This window comes from Mycobacterium sp. NGS67, assembly GCF_059812185.1.
The window spans coordinates 1-20,727 of record NZ_JCALCF010000019.1 but is presented as its reverse complement, the minus strand read 5'-3'; the positions used below and the strand labels follow the sequence as shown (position 1 = coordinate 20,727).

General features: G+C 69.4%; 8 protein-coding genes. 2 read left to right on the top strand and 6 right to left on the bottom strand.

The window, feature by feature from the left end:
* Positions 1 to 20: 20 nt before the first annotated feature.
* Both AC5Y4D_RS17875 and AC5Y4D_RS17870 read right to left on the bottom strand, forming a co-directional pair.
* Positions 21 to 9,239, bottom strand: a complete 9,219-nt coding sequence (locus AC5Y4D_RS17875; RefSeq protein WP_500037768.1) for a fatty acid synthase subunit beta domain-containing protein — start codon at positions 9,237 to 9,239, stop codon at positions 21 to 23.
* Positions 9,240 to 9,764: 525 nt separating this feature from the next.
* The gene (locus AC5Y4D_RS17870) at positions 9,765 to 10,481 is read right to left on the bottom strand and encodes a DUF1906 domain-containing protein (protein ID WP_499945663.1); all 717 of its coding nucleotides are present in this window, start codon (positions 10,479 to 10,481) and stop codon (positions 9,765 to 9,767) included.
* Between the two features lie 411 nt (positions 10,482 to 10,892).
* Between AC5Y4D_RS17870 and AC5Y4D_RS17865 the strand changes: the two genes are divergently transcribed.
* Complete coding sequence (locus AC5Y4D_RS17865) at positions 10,893 to 12,032, top strand: aromatic ring-hydroxylating oxygenase subunit alpha (RefSeq protein WP_500037767.1); 1,140 nt, start codon at positions 10,893 to 10,895, stop codon at positions 12,030 to 12,032.
* Here the strand turns inward: AC5Y4D_RS17865 and AC5Y4D_RS17860 are convergent.
* Positions 12,021 to 13,340 carry a lipocalin-like domain-containing protein gene (locus AC5Y4D_RS17860; protein ID WP_500037766.1) on the bottom strand — a complete coding sequence of 440 codons (1,320 nt, stop codon included), beginning with the start codon at positions 13,338 to 13,340 and terminating at the stop codon, positions 12,021 to 12,023. The two genes, AC5Y4D_RS17865 and AC5Y4D_RS17860, sit on opposite strands and share 12 nt — an antisense overlap.
* 84 nt (positions 13,341 to 13,424) lie before the next feature.
* Here AC5Y4D_RS17860 and AC5Y4D_RS17855 point away from each other — a divergent pair, with 84 nt between their 5' ends.
* The gene (locus tag AC5Y4D_RS17855) at positions 13,425 to 14,918 is read left to right on the top strand and encodes an aldehyde dehydrogenase (protein ID WP_500037765.1); all 1,494 of its coding nucleotides are present in this window, start codon (positions 13,425 to 13,427) and stop codon (positions 14,916 to 14,918) included.
* Here the strand turns inward: AC5Y4D_RS17855 and AC5Y4D_RS17850 are convergent.
* Genes AC5Y4D_RS17850 through AC5Y4D_RS17840 form a run of 3 tightly spaced genes read right to left on the bottom strand, consistent with a single transcriptional unit; the run spans position 14,893 to position 20,623 of the window.
* On the bottom strand, positions 14,893 to 15,348 hold the full coding sequence (locus tag AC5Y4D_RS17850) for a MaoC/PaaZ C-terminal domain-containing protein (RefSeq protein WP_499945667.1): 456 nt from the start codon (positions 15,346 to 15,348) through the stop codon (positions 14,893 to 14,895). The genes AC5Y4D_RS17855 and AC5Y4D_RS17850 overlap by 26 nt on opposite strands.
* A complete protein-coding gene (locus tag AC5Y4D_RS17845; protein ID WP_500037764.1) occupies positions 15,341 to 15,877 on the bottom strand; it encodes an FAS1-like dehydratase domain-containing protein in 537 nt (178 codons plus the stop codon). The genes AC5Y4D_RS17850 and AC5Y4D_RS17845 overlap by 8 nt, the downstream gene beginning before the upstream one ends.
* A gap of 18 nt (positions 15,878 to 15,895) precedes the next feature.
* A complete protein-coding gene (locus AC5Y4D_RS17840) occupies positions 15,896 to 20,623 on the bottom strand; it encodes a PE family protein (protein WP_500037763.1) in 4,728 nt (1,575 codons plus the stop codon).
* Between the last annotated feature and the right edge of the window lie 104 nt (positions 20,624 to 20,727).

Here is a 20,727-nt window from a genome sequence, read left to right as displayed (position 1 = left end):
AGGTTAACGGATGTGCCGGCTTATTCCGCAGACACCTGGTAGGCCCCGCCCTCACCCAACCGGGCGGCCGCGCTCAGCAACATCGACGCCTCCTGCGGCTTCTCCGGGCCGTCGTGATCGAAGCGCCGGTCCGGCGGCCGCTGGTACATCGGCTCACCGCCGGCGATCGCCGAGGCCAGCCGGCGCTGACCGGCCAACAGGCGACTGTCCGCACGCTTCTGGTAATCCGCACGTTCCGCGGGCTCCAATGAGGCGATGAACGCCTGCGGGTGCACCAGTGCCACCAGACCCGACACGTGGCCGAAGCCGAGGCTGGTCAGCAGCCCGGCCTTGAGCGGGAATCTGTCCCCGAGGCGCAGCGTGTCGCGCAACCAGACGAAGTGCGCCGAGCCGGCCAGTTCGTCGTCGACGCAATCCAGGCTGCGGTTGGGTGGAATGACCCCGTCGCGCAGCATCTGGCACAGCCCCATCGTCTGGAACACCGCCGCGCCGCCCTTGGCGTGACCGGTCAGGCTCTTCTGCGACACCACGAACAACGGCGCGCCTTCCGAGCGCCCCAACGAGTCGGCGAGCCGCTCGTGCAGTTCGGTCTCGTTGGGGTCGTTGGCCAGCGTCGACGTGTCGTGCTTGGAAACCACCGCGATGTCATCGGCGGTCACGCCGAGCTTGGCCAGCGCCCGCGCCAACTGCGAGTCCTTGCCACCGCGGCCCGCACCCAACGCGCCCAGGCCCGGGGCCGGGATCGAGGTGTGCACACCGTCAGCAAACGACTGCGCGTAGGCCACCACCGCGAGCACCGGCAGTCCCATCCGCAGCGCCAGGTCGCCGCGCGCGAGCAGGATGGTGCCGCCGCCCTGCGCCTCGACGAAGCCCAGCCGGCGCCGGTCGTTGGGCCGGGAGAACTTCGAGTCGTCGATGCCGCGGCCACGCATCATCGAGGTGTCGGCGGTGGCGGCCATGTCGCCGAAGCCGATGATGGCTTCCAGCGTCAGGTCGTCCACCCCGCCCGCGACCACGAGTTCGGCCTTGCCCAACCGGATCTTGTCCACGCCCTCCTCGACCGACACCGCCGCCGTCGCACACGCCGCGACCGGGTGGATCATCGAGCCGTAGCTACCGACGTAGGACTGAATCACATGCGCGGCAACGACATTCGGCAGCACTTCCTGCAGGATGTCGTTCGGCTTGTTACGGCCGAGCAGGTTGCCGTGATACATGGTCTGCATCGAGGTCATGCCACCCATGCCGGTGCCCTGGGTGCTGGCCACCAGGCTCGGGTGCACGTAGCGCATCACCTCGGCCGGGCTGAATCCCGCGGACAGGAACGCGTCGACGGTGGTGACGATGTTCCACAGCGCCACCCGGTCGATCGACGTGGCCATGTCCGGGCTGATGCCCCAGACGGTCGGGTCGAATCCGGTGGGTATCTGCGCGCCGACGACGCGGGACAGCTTGGTCTTACGCGGCACCCGGATCTCGGTGCCGGCCCGACGGGTGACCTGCCAGTCGCTGGAGTCGGGCGCCGGCTTGATCACCGTGTGCTCGGGGTCGAACTCGGCGAAGGACCGCGCCTCGGCTTCCGAGGACACCACGAAGCTGAAGTCCTTGTCCAGGAACACCGAGACCAGCAACGGCGACGCGTGGTCGGGGTCGATCGCGCCGTCGTCGACGAACTCGCGGATGCCGCAGCGCTCGACGACGGTGTCGTGGTAGCGCTCGACCAACTCGGACTCGTCGACCAGATCGCCGGATTGTGTGTCGTACCAACCCGGTTGGGGGTCATCCTCCCAGCGGATCAGCCCGGTGGTCCAGGCCAGTTCCAGCACGCCGGCCGCGGACAGTTCGTTCTCGACCTCCATCTCGAAACGGGTGCGTGACGAGCCGTACGGACCGAGTTCCGCACCGCCGACGATCACCACCAGGTCGGCGGGGTCGACGGCGAGGTCGTCCCACTGCGGGGGCGGCACCGAGGTGTAGCCGCGCGGCGGCGACGGCAGGGCCGCGATGGTGCCTTCGGCCGGACCGTCCTCAGTGGAGGTCGCCTCGGCGGACATCTCCTCACGCGCCTTGGCGGCCAGCTCTGCCATGTCCAGCTCGACTTCGGCCAGCCCGCCGGTGAAGTCGGCCTTGATCGGCGCACTCGACGCGGCGACCTTGGATTCCACGTCGCACAGTCCGAGCAGCATCGCCGCCATCTCGTCGGTGGAATACGTTGTGACGCCAGCCTCTTCGACGGCGGTGACGATGGTGTCGTTGTGACCCATCAGTCCGGTACCGCGGGTCCAGCCGATCAGCGCGTGCGCCAGGCTGACCCGTTCGGCCCACGAGGTTTCGGCGTGCCAGCGAGTCACCACCGCATCCAGCGCCGACTTGGCTTCACCGTAAGCTCCGTCGCCACCGAACATTCCACGGTTGGGCGACCCGGGCAGCACCACGTGCAAACGTGAGGCGATGTCGCGTTCGGCGCCGATCTTGGACAGTCCGCTGATCAGCCGTTGCGCGGCCCACAGCAGCACCTTCATCTCCATCTCGGCGCGGGCACCGACCTCGGACAGATCCCCGACGACGCGCGGTGCGGCGAACGGGAACAACAACGTCGGGGTTTGGGCGTCCTTGATGTGGATCGATTGCGGCCCAAGGCTTTCGACCTGCTCCGTGCCGACCCACTCGACCAGCGCGTCGATGTCGGAGTAGGACGCCATGTTGGCCGGCACCACCCACAGCGCCGCACCGTAGCGGGCATGGTCGCGGTAGAGGTTGCGGTAGAACGCCAGTCGCTCGTCGTTCAACTTCGAGGTGGTGGCGACCACGGTGGCACCGCCGTCGAGTAACCGCGCGGCCACCGATGCAGCGATCGAACCCTTGGAAGCGCCTGTCACGACGGCGATTTCGCCGCTGTACGGCCCGGCGTCGGGGTTCTCGGCGCCGGCGGCGATCCGCCCGTACAGCGAGGCGTGCACCTGCCGGCCCGCGGCCAGGGACTTACCCTGCCACCAGGTGGCCTGGGTCGCCACGACGTGTCCGGCACCTTCGAACCGCTCGGACAGACGCACCCAGTCGGCGTCGATGTCACCCTCGTCGGTGAGCCACAGCTTCACCAAATCCTCACGGGCACTGGCCCAGCGGTCGTCGAAGACGATCGCCTTCTTCGCGTCGAACACCGGTGCCACCAAACGTGGCCAATCCGCGCCCAATTCGGCGGTCACCAAGTCGATGAGCTCGGCGTCGGTGGCCGTCGGTGCTGCGCTCACCGGGTCGTCCAGGCCGAGCTGACCCAGCACCAATCGGGCGGCCGAAGCCAGCACGCCGTCACGGCCGGTGATCTGGTCGGCGAATTCGTTCAGCGCGGCCGAGTCGACCGCTGCACCGCCGCCACCGCCTGCCGAGGGCAGCGAAACCGACACACCACGGCGCGCGGCGACGGCGGCCACCGCCGCGTCGATGACCTTGTCCACCGCGGGCGCGTCGGCCAGCGCACCCTCGTGCAGGTGCCCCATCGCCCCACCACGCACACTGGTCCCCTCGCGGGTACCGAGGGCGACCTCGACGGTGACGTGCTTGGCCCAACCCTCGCCCAATTCCCAGGTCTTGGTGACTCGTTCGGCGATCGCACCGGGCCGCTTGCCCGAGGGTCCGAACGCCGTACGCAGCTGGTCGTTGATCGCATCGGAAAGCACTGGGCCGTATGGCTTGTAGGTGCGGGCCAGCTTGGTGACCTGCGCACGCAGCCCGGCCAGGTCGGCCTCCGCGGCCCCGTCGATGGCGCCCAGGTTCAGCTCGGAGCCCAGGTCCACCAGCAGCTGGTTGCGTCGTGACGACGCACCGTCGGTGATCGATTCGATGGAGTCCAACGGCTCGATCTGGTCGATGCGCATCTTGGCCGAGATCGCGATCAGCGCGACGGTGGCGTCTGCGGCGTCGAAACCGATGTCCTCGGGGCGTGGGCCCCCGGACGGAGCGGCGGCAGGCGCCGGTGCCGGCGCGGCCTCGACGGGAGCGGCCGCCTCGGGCTCGGGAGCCGACTCACTCACCGGCTCGTCGTCCGGCTCCGGGTCGGTGTCGGTGGCAAACAGCACCGCAGCGTCACGCTCGGCGTTGAGCACTTCGATTGTGCTGTGGGCGTATTCGGGCAGCTTCAAGGTGTTGGTGGCCAGCCCCGCCACCGTCGGTGCGGTCTTCACACCGATCTCGACGAAGCGCTCCACACCCAGGCCGCCGGCGGCTTCCTCGGTGAACAGCAGATCCTGCGTCTCGATCCAGCGCACCGGACTGGCGAACTGCCAGGCCAGCAACTCGATCAGGACGACGCGCGCCAGATCGCGCGGTCGCTCACGCCAGGCATCGTAGTTCTCCAGGATCTCGTCGAGCGGTTCGGCGGGGACCAGATCCCGGATCTCCTGGATGAAGTCGCGGTCCAGTGTGAACGGCCGCGGCACCAGGTTGGGGATGTAGCGCCCGATGATCACCTCGGGATCCTTGTCGCGCGGCATCAACCGCTCCAGTGACCGCCGGAATTCGTCCACACCGACGCGCAGCACCCGGGAGTGGAACGGCACGTCGACACCCGGCACCAGAATGAAAGAGCGCTTGCCGCCGGTGATTTCGCGTCGCCGCTCTACTTCAGCCTCCAGCTCCTTCAATCCGCGCACCGTGCCGGCGATCGCGTACTGCGAGCCGCGCAGGTTGAAGTTGACGATCTCCAGGAATTCACCGGTACGTTCGGCGATCCCGGCGACGAATTCCGTCACCTCTTCGTCCGGCAGGTCGATCTGGGACGGCCGGATGGCGGCCAGCCGGTAGTTGGACCGGCCCAACTCGTCGCGGGGCACGATGTCGTGCATCTTCGAACCGCGGTGGAACACCGCCTCCAGCAACGCATCCAGTTCGAAGACGCCGCTGACACAGGCCAGCGCGGTGTACTCCCCGACCGAGTGGCCGCAGGTGATCGCACCGTCGACGAACGCACCTTGCTCACGCATCTCGGCGACCTGCGCGGCGGCCACCGTCGCCATCGCCACCTGGGTGAACTGCGTCAGGAACAGCACCCCGTCGGGGTGGTGGTAGTGCACGCCGCTGGCGATGATGCTGGTCGGGTTGTCCCGCACCACGTGCAGCACCGAGAAGCCCAACGTGTCGCGGGTGAACTTGTCCGCCTCGTCCCACACCTTGCGGGCCGCTTTGGAGCGCGCCCGTACGTCCATGCCCATGCCTTTGTGCTGGATGCCCTGGCCGGGGAACGCATAGACCGTCTTGGGCGAGGCCAGCCGCGCACTGGCCGACATGACCAGCTCCGAGCCGACCTTGGCGGTGACCTCCAGAACCTCTGCGCCCAAATCGATTCCGACCCGCTCGACGCGGAAGTCCACCTCGTCACCGGGCAGCACCATGCCCAGGAACCGAGCGGTCCAGCCGACCAGCCGCGCCGGCGGGCGCGCCTGCCCGTCGGTCGCGGTCACCGCGTGCTGCGCGGCGGCCGACAGCCACATGCCGTGCACGATCGGCGAACCCAGCCCGGCGAGCAGCGCCGCGGGCTTGTCGGTGTGGATCGGGTTGTGGTCCCCGGACACCACGGCGAACGGGCGCATGTCGACCGGGGCGCCGACGGTGACGTCGCGGCGGCGCCGGCGCGGGGTGTCGGTGGCGTTCTCCGAGACCGCGCCACCGGCCCGGGTCGGGTCGGCGAGTTCGGCGGTGCCGGTGCGGCCCAGGATCGCGAAGCGCTCCTCGAGGGTGGCGATGATCGCGCCGTCGCTCCCGGTCACGGTGACCGACACCGGCACCACACGCCCCATGTCGGTGTCGGTAGCCTCGGCAGCCGTTGCGACGACGGTCAATTCGGCGTCGACAGTGGGCAACTGGGTGGACAGGCGAACGGCGTGGTCCAAGTGCACCAGGCTGAGCAGGCCCTCCACCACCGGCACCCCGGTCTCGGTTAGCGCGGCACCGATCGCGGCGAAGACCGCCGGCCAGCAGTGCCCGACGAGCGCGTCGGGCACGGTGGTCAGGCTGGGCGCCAACGGCTCACCGAAGGTGGCCGTGACGCCGGTGTGGTCGGCGACCCGTTCGGGGTCCCAGGCCACGGTGAGCGTGGCCGAACCGTCCTGCACTGCCGGCAGCGACGCAGGGCCGTCCACGCCGGCCGCGATGGCCAGCACGCAACGCATGGCCGCGCTGGCGTCCTCGGTGGACACCACCAGGATGCCACCGTCAACGGTGTTGGGCGGCAACGTGAACGGGATTTCGATCCAGGTGCCAGACACCGGCACACTGAGCACGACCCCGTCGCCCTCGGACTTCACCGCGAGCCTGGCTCCTGTGGATGTGTGTGTGGCGGTGCGGTTTTCGTGCACCTGCCAGTCGCCGGGCGCGGCGATCCGGTGCACCGGGTTGGTGGTGGTGCGGCCGGCCCACACCACGTCGGGCGCGTCGAGCACGGCGGCCAGCGGTCCGCGGACATCGAGGCGGCCCAGCCGTCGCGAGGTCACGTCGGTGGGCTCCATGCCGGTGGCCAACACGTCGTCGATCGCGGCCTGCTCGAAACGGTCCAGCAACTCACCGACGGGTTCGTCGACCCGGGTGATGCCCGACACCGCGGCGGGGCCGGGGATGATGCACACCTGGTCGGCGTCGTAGCGCGCGTCGTGCGCCTGCCACAGGGAGTCACTGCGCCACCAGCGCCGCACGTCCTTGTCGATGACCGGGACGAAGTTGACCGGCTTCCCCAGCGTCTTGCACAGGGTGACGAAGAACGGCACGTCGGCGGGATGCAGTTGCACCGTCTCGGCGTCCGGGTAGTGCGCAACCAGCGCGGTGATGGCCTGCTCGGGGTTCTCCAGCAGGGCGGTGTCGGAGAAGAGCGTCTCGATCGGGCCGGATTCCTTGGCGTGCAACCGCGCTTCGGTGCGCTTGAGCATCTCCTCGAACCGGTCGCGCCAAGTGTCGGCCAGCCACGGGCTGCCGGGTGCGGCGGTGTCGGCGGTCGAATTGCCTTCTCCGATGGCAAGTTCCACGTAGCGGCGCAACCACTGCAGGTACGTCATGTCCGCGACATCGCCGAAATACGGCTTGGCGGTCTTGGCCATCGCGGCGATGATCTCGTCGCGGCGTTCCGCGACCGCGTCCGCGTCACCGGCCACCTCGTCGAGCAGCTGCCCGCACCGGGACGCGCTGTTGTCGATCTCGTGGATGTCGGCGCCGAGCTGACTGCGGCTGGAAGCCATGCCGCCCTGGGCTTTTCCGGCGCTGATCCACTGGTCGGTGCCCTGGATGTCGACGAGCATCTGCTTCACCGAGGGTGAGGTGGTGGACTCCAGCGTCGCCATCGCCGCGGTGCCGACCAGGATGCCGTCGATCGGCATCGACGGGAAGCCGTAGGCCTTCGCCCACCGACCGGACAGGTACTCCGCGGCCCGCTCCGGGGTGCCGATGCCGCCGCCGACGCAGACGGTGATGTTGGCGCGCGAACGCAGCTCCGAGTAGGTCGCCAGCAGCAGGTCGTCGAGGTCTTCCCACGAGTGGTGACCGCCGGCGCGGCCGCCCTCGACGTGCATGATCACCGGCTTGGTGGGCACCTCGGTGGCGATGCGGATCACCGAGCGGATCTGCTCGACGGTCCCGGGCTTGAACACCACGTGGCTGATGCCGATGTCGTTGAGTTCTCCGATCAGGTCGACGGCTTCCTCGAGTTCGGGGATACCGGCACTGACCACCACGCCGTCGATCGCCGCACCGGACTGGCGGGCCTTCTGCACCAGTCGCTTGCCACCCAACTGCAGCTTCCACAGGTAGGGATCCAAGAACAGCGCGTTGAACTGGTAGGTGCGGCCCGGCTCGAGCAACCCGGACAGCTGCTGGACGCGGTCGGCGAAAATCTCCTCGGTGACCTGACCGCCCCCGGCCAACTCGGCCCAGTGCCCGGCGTTGGCCGCGGCGGCGACGATGTTGGCGTCGACGGTGGTCGGGGTCATGCCGGCCAGCAGGATCGGCGAGCGGCCGGTCAGCCGGGTGAACTTGGTGGACAGCTTGACGCGGCCGTCGGGCAGCCGCACCACGGTCGGCGCGTAGCTCGACCAGGCTCGGGCCACCTCCGGCGTGGCTCCGACAGTGAACAGGTTGCGCTGGCCGCCGCGGGTTGCCGCGGGCACGATGCCGATGCCCAGGCCGCGGATCACCGGGGCGGTCAGCCGGGTCAGGATGTCCCCCGGTCCCAGGTCGAGAATCCAGCGTGCTCCGGCGTCGTGTACCTGGGTGATCTCGTCGACCCAGTCCACCTTGCGGACCAGGATGGCTTCGGCCATCTCCCGGGCCAGCGCGACGTCCAGACCCACCTTCTCAGCCCAGCGACCGACGATCTCGATGCCGTCGGCCAGCCGCGGGGTGTGGAAACCGACCTCGACCTTGACCGGCTCGAAGACCGGCGCGAAGACGTCGCCGCCGCGCAGCTTGTTCTTGCGCTCGGCTTCTTCCTTCTCCGAAATCTGGTTGCAGTACAGCTCGAAGCGGGACAGCTGCTCGGGAGTTCCGGTGATGACGACGGAGCGGCGTCCGTTGCGGATGGACAGCACCGGCGGCAGCACGGTGCGTACGTCCTGGGCGAACTCGTCGAGCAGCCGTCCGATGCGTTCCGGGTCGGCGTTGGTGACCGAGACCATCGGCGGGCGGTCGCCGAGTACCGAGATCCCCCGTCGGCGGGCGACGAGCGTTCCGGCGGCACCGACGAGTTGGGCGATGGCGAACAGCTCGACATCGCGGGCGCCGCCTGCCTTGAGCGCCTCGACGGCCAGCACACCTTGGGAATGTCCGGCAACGGCAACCGGCGGGGTTTCGACCAGGTCCATGCCTTGCCGGCCCAGCGCGCGAATGGCCGCGACCTGGGTGAGCAGCACGCCCGGCACGGACACAGCCGCCGACGTCAGGTGCTTTTCCGACGGGACGGCATCTTCGGCCGCCAGCGCGCGGACCCACTGCAGCGGTTCGAAGCCGATGGGACGTACCACGACCAGTTCTCTTGCGACCGGCTCGAGCAGCAGCTCGACCTCACCGGCCAGTGTCGCCAACTCGGATTCGATGCCGGCCCCGGAGACCAGCTCTTCCAGAGTCTCCAGCCAGGCACTGCCCTGACCCCCGAACGCGACGGCGTACGGCTCACCCGCTGTCAGACGATCAACCAGAGCATGGGTGTTGTGTGGGCCGCTGCCGTCACGGTCAGCGGAAACCCTGTCGTGCTCGTGGATCGTCACCTTTTGTCTCCCTACATGCGTCTCTGCGTCTGGCTGCGTCGACCGGTTCCGGGACCCGTCCCCCGCCGAGTGCCTGGCAACTTCGGGCGATTCCGCGTCGAATCACAGCCGTAGTCGTCTGACCGGTGCTGCGTATGGGCGGCGGCACGTCGTCGAGCGGGGCCATGCGCTGCACGCGGTCCTAATAAGGGTGTCATGTGAATCTCTACGAATTCTTGGAGGTGATTGGTTACTGGCGAGTTCTACGCGCGGGTAACCGTGTCGTGGGTAACACCACGTTTGGCCACCGATGCTGACGTTGCCGACAAACGTCCTGCATGCAGGTGGTTACGGTTGAGTAGCTATAACGTCGCTGTTCAAGGCAGTATTGTTACCAAATCGTTATCTCAAAAATTTCGCCCTCGGCCGTCGCGTATTTCCGCGCCCGCCGGCCGGCTGCGCATCCGTCCGTCCGCGAGCTGAGCGAACGAGTGTTTGCTGGAATGCCTGCTAAAAACTCTCAGCAGTCTTAATAAGTGGTCCGGGTCACGCCCACTGGCCGAACTGGGGCTTGAGGATCTCGTTGATGTCGACGCCCACCCCGCCGACTGTGCGCTTGTCTATTTCGACCTGGTGCAGATGCGCCGCGGGGTGGGTGTAGCCCTGGGGGGATCCCCAGTTGTGCTGCCAGAAGAAGGTGCCCAGTCCGTCGTTGACCGCCCAGTCGATGGTTTTCGAGTTGGCGTACACCCCGGTGCGCTGATGTCCCACGACCGACTCCCAGGACCGCAGATACGGCACGATCTGGTTCTTGTACTGCTCGTATGACGGGTTGTCGTCGATCGAGGCGTAAATAGGAGCATTGGAGGGACCTCCGGCAGCCGCGTGCAACTCCATCCCACGTTTGGCGTGTTGCACGCCGGCGGCCGCACCGCCCAGCCAATCCGAGGTGCTGCCCTTGCCGAATTGATAGCAGGACACGATCTTGAGGCCGCTGCCGTGCAGGTCGCGCGCCTCGGCCAGCTGGATGGGCTTGCCGAGCATCCACGCGCCGCCGGGCCTGCGGTCCGAAACGTACCGGATTGCCCCGATCGCGCCGGCCGCCCTGATCTCGCTGGCGGGGATGACGCCTGCCGCGTAGTCCAGCAGCGTGCCGAGCGAGCCAGAAGCTGTAGGCGCGGCCACCGACGCCGCTGCGCCCAGGGCCAGCAGGCCGGGAGCCGTGGCCGCGATCCTGAGCACGTCGCGACGAGAGACCGGCATAGGCCAGAGGGTACGACACAAACATCACAAGACACGGCGGCCACACCAGTCACTGCGCATTTGATTGACTCTGCGCACAGGGCGCCAAAGTGCGAGTAACCCGCACCCTCAGCGCAGACTCAACGCCCGCGCCGACACAGCACGCCTGGCTGCCGGGCACCTCCAGTTGACTCTGCGCACAGGGCGCCAAAGTGCGAGTAACCCCACCCTCAGCGCAGACTCAACGCCGGCGAAGGCGACACAGCACGCCTGGCTGCCGGGCACCTCCAAGTTGACTCTGCGCACAGGGCGCCAAAGTGCGAGTAACCCCCACCCTCAGCGCAGACTCAACGCCGCGAAGGCGTGCTGCGACGCGCCTGTCACTATAAAGTTAGTAAAGTTAGCTTCGGGCATGCGCGAACAGGGGCTCCGATGGATCACGACCAGCTGATCGACCTCGCCCGCCGTGCGCTGAAACTGGCGCGCGACAAGACAACCGATCTCGCGCCGACCACACACCGCGTCGCCGCGGCCGAGTACACCTCCCGCGAGCGGCATGACTGTGACCGGGCAATGGTGCTCAACAGCCCGCAACTGGTCGGCTATGTCTCCGAACTGCCACGGCCGGGCGCCTACTGCACGAAGACCGTGCTGGGCCGGTCGATCCTGCTGACCCGCACGGGAGACGGTTCGGTCAAGGCCTTCGACAACGTCTGCCTGCACCGGCAGTCCCAGGTCGCCTCCGGATGCGGGGTCGCCAAGCGGTTCACCTGTCCCTACCACGCCTGGACGTACGACAACACCGGCCGTCTGGTCGCGGTGCCGGGCCGCGAGGGGTTCCCCGACACCACGCCGAAGTCCGACGGGCTGACCGAGCTACCGGCCACCGAATTCGCCGGATTTCTCTGGGTGGCACTGGATCCCGGCGCGACGCTGGATGTGGCGGCGCACCTGGGACCGCTGGCCGACGAACTCGACTCGTGGGGCATCGGACGCTGGTCTCCTCTGGGCGAGAAGGTGCTCGACACCCCGATCAACTGGAAGCTGGCGGTGGACACCTTCGCGGAGAATTATCACTTCGCCACCGTGCACGAGAACACCTTCGCGACGATCGCCCGCAGCAACTGCACGGTGTTCGACGCCTACGGGCCGCATCACCGACTGATCTTCCCGCTCAACACGATTCTGGACCTGGAGAACGTCCCCGAGGACAAGTGGGTTCCGTTCAACAACCTGGTCGTCATCTACGCGATCTTCCCCAACATCGTCATCTCGGTGACGATGGCCAACGGCGAGTTGTTCCGGGTGTATCCCGGCGACCGGCCCGGCCGGTCGATCACCGTGCATCAGAACTCCACTCCCCTGGACATCTCCGACGAATCCGTGGCAGCCGGCGCGCACGCTGTCTTCGAGTACGCGCACGCCACCGTCCGCGACGAGGACTACAAGTTGGTGGAAGCGTTGCAGGCCAACCTCGAATCCGGTGCGCGAGAACACCTTCTGTTCGGCCGCAACGAGCCGGGGTTGCAGCACCGTCACATCGCTTGGGAACAGGCGCTGTCAGCCCGTTGACAGTGCGGTGATCAGATCGTCGAGAATCGTTGCCAGCGTGTCTTGTTGAGCGCTGCGCAGTTTGTCCGCCGACGCCACGGCCTCATCGCGTCGGCCGGCGGCCACCAGCACAGAGATCTCATCCACCGCGGCCCGCAGTCTCGGATCGTCCACTTCGGTTTCCAGTACCTGCAGCAGTTCCCAATCCCGGTACAGCGCCAGCGAACGTTCGTTGAAGGCGAAGGCGGTCACTTGCTCACCGGCCAAGATTCCGCGGTATCGGTACGGGCCCTCCATGTACTCGATCGGCAGGCCGTGCGCCGGGGCCGGCACCAGCGGCTCGCCGACGATGTCCAATTGCAGTGCGGCGCAGGTGATCCTGTGGTGGTCGGGCAGGTACCGGGCCTTGGCGGGCGGGCGAATCAGCGACCGGATCGACTCCGGCCACCGGACGTAGCTGTCGACGACGACGTCGAAGTCTTCGATGCACTGTGGCGGAGTCCCGTCGGGATAGCTGGTCGTGATCCCGGTAAACGGCTGCAGCGCATTGCCTTCGGTGCGCAGGAACTGCCGCCAGATGCTCATGTCGACGCCGTTGTCGAAGTTGATGGTGCGCCATTCGTGGGATCTGGTGCGCGGCGGCTCGCCGGTGCCTCCGCCGGCGTATTTGGGGAACCACTGCCGGTCGACATGTCCGCTGGTGCCCTCGACTCGTTCGTCGCGTTCGCCCCAGCGCAGCGTCCCGGTCATCGCCATGCCGGTTTGGAAGTAAGAGTAGGTGTCGTCCTGGCCGAAGCAGGCGATCTTGCCGTTGTAGACCGAGGCACCCAGCGGGGTCGGCGACCGGGTCGGGGTGACGTGTAGGTCCAGCCGCATGGGCTGCCCGTGCTGGTCAGTGCCCAGCAGGCTGACGTCGTAGGTGTAGGGCCGCAACTTTCCGTCGGCATCGCGTGATGCCGTCCAAGTGGCGGTGCCCGAGCCGGTGTCATACTCCAGCCCCAGATACCCGACCGCGCTGGACAGTTTGGGCTTGGCGCCCGGTTCCATGCTGGCCGGCGGCATGTCGTAATCGGTGAAGGTGCCGTACTCCCCGGTGTCCAGGTCGAACAGTGCCAGGGTGTAAAAATCGGCGACGATCGATCCGCCGGGGCGGTTCCTGTTGAAAATGGTCAGGAACGCAAACGACCGACCGGTATCGGCACTCAGTTCACCGGCGATGAACCAGGTGTCGGACTCCTGGCCGGGATGCTGACCCTCGGCGGCCGGGAAATCGAGTTGCTCGTCACCAGGTACGAGCCGGAACGGATAGCTGCGCCAATCAGTCGTCACGTTCCACGCCTCAATCCCGCTTTTTTGGCAATGTTAACATCAATAGCGAAAATGACCGTCTGTTTGCCCTGAGGTGGTGCCCCGATGACGGCGAACCCCCGCTCGTACGACGAGTTGTTCATCGGTGGCCACTGGCGCAAACCGGCTGCATCCGAACGTCTTTCGGTGATATCCCCGCATACCGAGGAACCGATCGCTCAGGTCCCCGCCGCCGGACCCGACGATGTGGAGGCTGCTGTCGCGGCCGCCCGCCGGGCCTTCGACCACGGCCCGTGGCCGCGACTGTCTCCGCAGGAGCGAATGCGCAAGGTCGAGGAACTGGCCGGCGTCTACGGCCGTCACATCGACGAAATGGCTGATCTGATCACCGCGCAAATGGGCTCACCGCGCAGCTTCAGCAGGCTGGGCCAGGCGGCGGGGGCCGCCTCGATGATCCATCTGGCGCTGGCGACCGCACGCGATTTCCCGTGGGTGGAGCGACGCCGCGGCGTGCTCGGCGAGGCGCACCTGCGGCGCGCCCCGGTGGGCGTGGTCGGCGCGATCGTCCCGTGGAACGTGCCGCAATGCCTGATCATGCCCAAGCTGATCCCCGCGCTGCTTGCGGGCTGCACGGTGATCATCAAGCCGGCGCCCGAAACCCCTTTGGACGCCTTGTGGTTGGCCGAGATGATCGAACAGATCGATCTGCCCGAGGGGGTGGTGTCGGTCATCACCGGCGGCCCGGAGATCGGCGAGGCGTTGGTGCGGCATCCCGGCGTGGACAAGATCGCCTTCACCGGGTCCAGCGCCACCGGTCGCCGCATCGCCGCGCTGTGTGGTGAGCAGCTCAAGCGGGTGAGCCTGGAGCTCGGCGGCAAGTCGGCGGCGATCGTGCTGGACGACGCCGACATCGGCAAGACCGTCGCCGGACTGAAGACCGCCGGCCTGATGAACAACGGCCAGGCCTGCGTCGCGCAGACCCGCATCCTGGTCAGTGAACGCCGCCACGACGAACTCGTCGAGGCGCTGGCCGACATGATGACGACGCTGACCGTCGGCGATCCCGCCGACGAGAAGACCGACATCGGACCCCTTGTCGCACAACGACAACAACAACGGGTGCAGGACTTCATCCGGTCCGGGCAACAACAGGGCGCGCGACTGGTGGTCGGCGGCGACAACAACCCCGAACCGCGTGGCTGGTACGTGCGGCCCACGCTGTTCACCGACGCGTCCAACGACATGCGCATCGCCCGCGAAGAGATCTTCGGCCCGGTCCTGACGGTGCTCACCTACACCGACGAGGACGACGCAGTCCGGATCGCCAACGACAGTGACTACGGATTGGCCGGCTCGGTGTGGACGGCCGACACCGCGCACGGTCTCGAGATCGCGGGGCGGGTGCGTACCGGCACCTACGGCATCAACATGTACATGCTCGACATCAGCACCCCGTTCGGGGGTTTCAAACATTCGGGGCTCGGGCGCGAGTTCGGCCCCGAGGGGCTGCACGAATATGTGGAGTTGCAGTCGATCGCGTGCAACGGAAAGCTACCTCCGCTACCCAGCTATGCTATGCCGCCAGCACCTCGAGAGTGACCTCGGCGGGACAGCAGAGCTCTCCGCGTTGGTTATAGACGCCGACCTTCAGGTCGATGAGAAATTGTGAATCATCACCAGAGGTGTTGCAGCGCTTGGCGATAACGTTTCCGCGGCCGATCATCGTGTCGCCGGCATAGATCGAGCCCAACAGCGACATCTTGCGTCGCAGGACTCGGCTATAGGGACCCGCCCAGTCCGTGCCTACCCGGTCGACGAAGCCGGCGATATGCATCGTGTTGACGAAGATCGTCGGATGACCTTGAAGCTCAGCATATTCCGGATCGAAGTGCCCGGGGAAATAGTCCCAGGTCGCGCCCGCATTCATCACCACGCGTTCGTAGCTGATCTCGTCCACGACAGCAGGCAGTTCGACGGGGACGATCAACCCATGCCAGTCGAACCGGCGCTCGTGCGGTCCATCAGCCATCCGTCACCTCCCGCGGGTTGAAGCGGAACAGAGTATTGCGGTTCAGCGCGACCACGGCCCCGTCGTCGCGTCGGAAAGTGTCCAGCGTCTGAACGAAATGTCCGACACCGAGTTTGGTGGTTTTCTCCGCCGACACCGACACCACCTCCTCTACGATCGAGAGTCGATCGCCTTCGACCACCGGGATCAGGAACTCGGCTTCGTTGGACGCGTTGACAAAGGTCTTGCCCGGCAAGGGAACCCGGATCACCAGTCCAGCCGCCGGCCGCTCACCGTCAGCGGACCACGGCTGCGGAATCAGCCAGCCCATCAACAATGCGGGCGGACCGACCAGCCCGCCCCACGTCCGGGTCGCGAAGTCCGGGTCCCAGTACGCCGGATTGCTGTCGCGCACGAGCGCGGCGAAGTGCTGGATCCGCGCCCCGCTGACCGCAGTTCCCGCCATCCTGGCCTCGGTGCGAAAACCCACCATCTTCAGCGCGTCCTCGTAGGTCCCGAACGCGTACCTGTAATTGATGTCCTCAGCCATCGACCGTCAGAGTATCTCCTACGTGCCGTCGTTGCCGGGGGCGCCGGGGGGGCCGGGGGGGTTTCCAGAGCCACCGACGGAACCGGAGCCGCCGGCGCCACCGGCGCCTTTTTGACCGTCCGCCCCGTTGCTCCCGTTGCCACCTGCGCCGGTGCCGGCCAGGCCGCCCTCGCCGTACCACGCTCCATCGGCGCCATCCGTGCCGCTACCGCCAGCACCGCCGAAGCCTGACAGGCTGTCACCGCCATCACCGCCACCGCCCCCGCGTCCGCCGGTGCCGCCGTTACCACCAGTGCCGCCGTCAGCGCCATGGCTACGGGGATCTCCCGCGATACCGTTGCCACCATCGCCGCCGAAGCCGCCGTAGCCACCACTGCCGGCAATGCCGCCCGACCCGCCCTCACCGCCAGTGCCGGTCCCATTGGCCGCGCCGCCGGACCCGCCGCGACCGCCGGTGCCACCGGTGCCGCCGACTCCGCCGTTGCCACCGCGCGCGCCGTCTTCGGCGTACTGCGAGGGAGAGTTGCCGCCGTGGCCACCGTTGCCACCCTTGCCGGCGTCGCCGGCATTGCCGCCACGACCGCCGTCCCCTCCGTCGCCTGACCCCAGTGCCTGGCCGCCGGTGCCGCCGATGCCGCCGGCACCACCCTTGCCGCCGACCCCACCGTCACCGCCGACGCCGGTATGGGGGTCGGCGCCGATGGTGAGGCCGAAGCTGGTGCCGCCGTTGCCGCCGACGCCGCCATCGCCTCCGGTGCCGCCGTCGCCGCCGCTGCCGCCATTACCCGAGATGGCACCGCCAGCACCGCCCGCACCGCCATTGCCGCCGGCAAAGCCGTTGGAGCCGTCCCCGCCGCGGCCGCCGGGGTCTCCATCACTACCGGTGGTGCCTAGTGAGCCGGACCTGCCGGCCTTGCCGTTACCGCCTGCACCGCCATCGCCACCGTTGCCGACCACCCCGCCGTTACCACCCGCACCGCCGTTGCCGGCGCCGCCACCACCACCGTCACTACCAGCACCACCGTTGCCGCCGTTACCGGACGGGCCGGCCGCCGGCGCACCATCGCCGCCGTTACCGCCGGCACCGCCGCCACCCCCGGCACCATCGGCACCCGTGGCCGCTTGAATGGGATTGTTGGCTTCGCCACCCACGCCGCCGACGCCGCCGATAGCACCTGCAGTGCCGTCGGCGCCGGTGCCGCCGTTACCGGCGAGGCCGGAGGCGGAGTCGCCGCCGTTCCCGCCCCGGCCGCCGAGACCTCCGGCACCACCAGTACCGCCGACACCGCCGGCCCCGTTAGCTGAAAGGTCGGAATGCCCACCGTTACCGCCCTTGCCGCCTACACCGGCTCCGCCCGCGCTGCCACCGTTGCCGCCAGCACCGCCGGTGCCTGATCCGAGGGCCGCGCCGCCGGCTCCGCCGAGGCCGCCGGTACCGCCCGCCCCGCCGGTGCCGCCGGTGCCCGCTGTACCACCGGGGCCGAAAACGGAGGTCCCGCCGTCGCCGCCGAGCCCGCCGACCCCGCCTGCGCCAGCCGACCCGCCGAGACCGCCAGCCCCGCCGTTGCGTGTCCCTTGGCCCGCGCCGCCAGCGCCGCCAATACCGCCGACTCCGCCGTTGCCGCCGGTCCCGCCGCCACCCCCGGTGCCACCGGTATCGGTGGAGTTATTTTCGCCGGTGCCGCCGCCACCGCCGGCACCGCCGTCACCGCCGCTGCCACCGTTGCCGCCGTTGCCGCTGTTGCCAGAGATCGCTCCGCCCAAGCCGCCGGCACCGCCGTTACCGCCGTTGCCGCCCGTGGTGCCGGCACCGCCGGCGGTGCCCGCACCGTTGACGCCGTGTGCGCCAGTGCCGCCGGTACCGCCACCGCCGCCGTTACCGCCGTTGCCGCCGTTGCCGACCGACCCAGCGTTTCCACCGGCTCCACCATTGCCGCCGTTACCGCCGTTGCCACCGCTGCCACCGCCGGAGCCACCGTGACCGCCGTTACCGGAGATCGCGCCGCCCGCGCCACCGTTGCCGCCGCCGCCGCCGGTACCACCAGCTGAGTAGCCGCCGACTCCGCCTGCACCGCCGTTGCCGACCGACGCGACGTCACCTCCTAGCCCGCCGTATCCACCACCGGCGACGCCACTCCCGCCGGCACCACCGTCACCACCGTTTCCGGAGATCACACCGCCGCCGCCGCCATTGCCGCCGCCGCCGCCGACGCCGCCGGTGGCGCCGCTGTTACCGCCGTTACCGCCGCGGCCACCGTTACCGACCGACCCGCCGTCACCGCCGGTCCCGCCGTCACCGCCGTCACCGGCACCGAGTCCGACACCGCCGCCGCCGCCGTTACCACCGTTACCGGACGGGCCGGCCGTTGCGGCACCGTTGCCGCCGTCGCCGCCCGCGCCTCCAGCGCCCCCGGCAGCGGACGTACCCACGGCCCCTTTGGCACCGTCGCTACCCGACACCACACCACCCGTGCCGCCAGACCCGCCTTGGCCGCCAGACCCGCTGGCGCCGGCGTGGCCGCCATCAGCACCGTCCCCGGCGGCCCCGCCAGCGGAGTCACCGCCGCGGCCACCGGCACCACCGCTGCCTCCCATTCCGGAATCGCCGCCGGCACCGCCGTTGCCGCCGTCGCCGGTGCCACTTTGGTCGCTCCCACCGGTCCCACCGAAACCGCCGTCACCGCCGGCCGACCCCGTACCGCCGGCACCGCCGACCCCGCCGACACCGGACCCGTTGGCCGCCCCGCCGGCACCGCCAGCCCCGCCGGCCCCGGCGTTACCGCCACCACCACCGGCAGCGCCGGACCCGCCCGAGGAGCCCTCGGCGAATACGCCGTTGTTGCCGCCGTTCCCGCCGCCGCCGCCAAGTCCGCCCTGGCCGGCGGCACCGCCGGCACCGCCGGCACCGCCGTTGCCCGACCCCAGCGCGGTGCCGCCAGCGCCCCCAGCACCAGCGTTGCCGCCGTCGCCGCCGGCACCGCCAACTCCGCCCGGGTCACCGGAGCTGAAAAGGCCACCCGAATCGCCGGAACCACCATTGCCACCGGTTCCGCCACTACCGCCGTTACCGCCGGCCCCGCCGTTGCCTCCGTTACCGGAGATCGCGCCACCCAGACCGCCGGCCCCGCCGTTGCCGGCGCTGCCGCCTATGGTGCCGGCGCCGCCCGCGGTGCCGGTCCCGACGCCGCCGGAGGTGCCGGCAGTACCGGAAGCGCCGTTGCCTCCGACACCGCCCTGCCCACCGTTGCCCACCGACCCGCCGTTACCGCCGGCCCCGCCATTGCCGCCTTGCCCACCGAGGACGCCCTGGACGCCGTGAGCGCCGTGGCCGCCTTGGCCGCCGTTGCCACCGCTGGTCGCCGCCGCACCCGCACTGCCAGTGGCGCCGTCGCTGCCACCCGTACCGCCGCTGCCAACCAATCCGCCGTCACCGCCGGCACCGACAGCACCGGGATTACCGCCATCACCACCACGCCCGCCGTCGGGAACACCACTAGCGCCGGAGCCACCCGAGCCACCGTCGCCGGCTTTACCCGCCGCGCCGCCGGTACCGCCGTTGCCGCCGGTGCCGTTGATACCCGCGCTGCCCGACCCACCCGCAGCGACGCCGCCGGCATTACCCCCGGCGCCGCCGACACCACCGACCCCGCCGTCGCCACCAGCACCGCCGTTCTGTCCTGCTGCGCCCGCAGTGTCGGCCGCCGCACCATCCACACCGTCCCCACCAGCCCCGCCGCCGCCACCGGTCCCGCCGAGCCCGCCGGTCCCGCCGTCACCGCGCAACGACCCACCTAAGCCGCCAGCACCACCGGCACCACCGGCACCACCGGCACCACCATTGGCACCCGGATCGCCGGAATTGACCCCGGCTGCACCGACCGCGCCTGTGGCGCCATTGCCACCGGCGCCACCGGTGCCACCGGTGCCCAGGTTGCCGCCGTTGCCGCCCGACCCGCCTTGCCCACCCGTGCCGGGCAGATCACCCGGCGCCGGGACGGTCGCACTGCCACCCTTACCGCCGGCGCCACCATTGCCCGAGGTCCCGGTCGGCAGCTGACCAGCCGCGCCCTTGGCACCAGTGGCGCCACCGCCGCTGTCGCCACCGGCACCGCCCTGGCCCACCGCGCCCGCGTCGCCACCATTGCCGCCGGCACCACCCGCACCACCAGTGGCCGCGTCGATCCCGGCACCGCCGGTACCGCCGTCGCCGCCGGCGCCGGCAGTGCCGCCCGCACCGCCGGTACCGCCGACCCCGTGGGCCCCGTCGCTGTATCCGGCAGCCTGATGCCCGCCGCCGACGCCGCCGGCACCACCCAGCCCGCCGGTACCACCGGCACCGCCGTCACCACCGTCAAACCCGATTCCGCCGGCCGTGACCGCGTCCGCCCCATCGACACCGGCCCCGCCGGTGCCACCGACTCCACCGGTCCCGCCCCGGCCGCCGTTCCCGCCGTCACCGCTCAGTGCACCACCCAGACCGCCGGTCCCGCCGGCACCACCCCTACCGCCCACCCCGCCGACCCCGCCCGGGTCGTCAGGGTTGACCCCATCCACCCCGGCCGCGCCGGTCGCACCATCACCGCCCGCACCACCGGCGCCGCCATTGCCGCGGTTGCCGCCGGCACCGCCCGCGCCACCGTCACCGCCACTAGCGCCGGCCGCGGCGGCATGAGCACCCGCCCCGCCGGCGCCACCGTTACCCATCACCCCGGTCGGGGTGGCCCCGGCCACGCCATCATTGCCCACACTGCTACCACTGCCGCCCGTGCCGCCCGCGCCGCCGAATCCGGTGTTGCCACCAGCCCCACCAGCCCCACCCTGACCCGTGAGCGAGCCGCCAGAGGCCCCGT

Excerpts from the sequence above, each read along its gene's own strand:
- AC5Y4D_RS17870 (WP_499945663.1), bottom strand. The coding sequence starts at position 10,481 with ATGCCGGTCTCTCGTCGCGACGTGCTCAGGATCGCGGCCACGGCTCCC.
- AC5Y4D_RS17865 (WP_500037767.1), top strand. The coding sequence starts at position 10,893 with ATGGATCACGACCAGCTGATCGACCTCGCCCGCCGTGCGCTGAAACTG.
- AC5Y4D_RS17855 (WP_500037765.1), top strand. The coding sequence starts at position 13,425 with ATGACGGCGAACCCCCGCTCGTACGACGAGTTGTTCATCGGTGGCCAC.
- AC5Y4D_RS17850 (WP_499945667.1), bottom strand. The coding sequence starts at position 15,348 with ATGGCTGATGGACCGCACGAGCGCCGGTTCGACTGGCATGGGTTGATC.
- AC5Y4D_RS17845 (WP_500037764.1), bottom strand. The coding sequence starts at position 15,877 with ATGGCTGAGGACATCAATTACAGGTACGCGTTCGGGACCTACGAGGAC.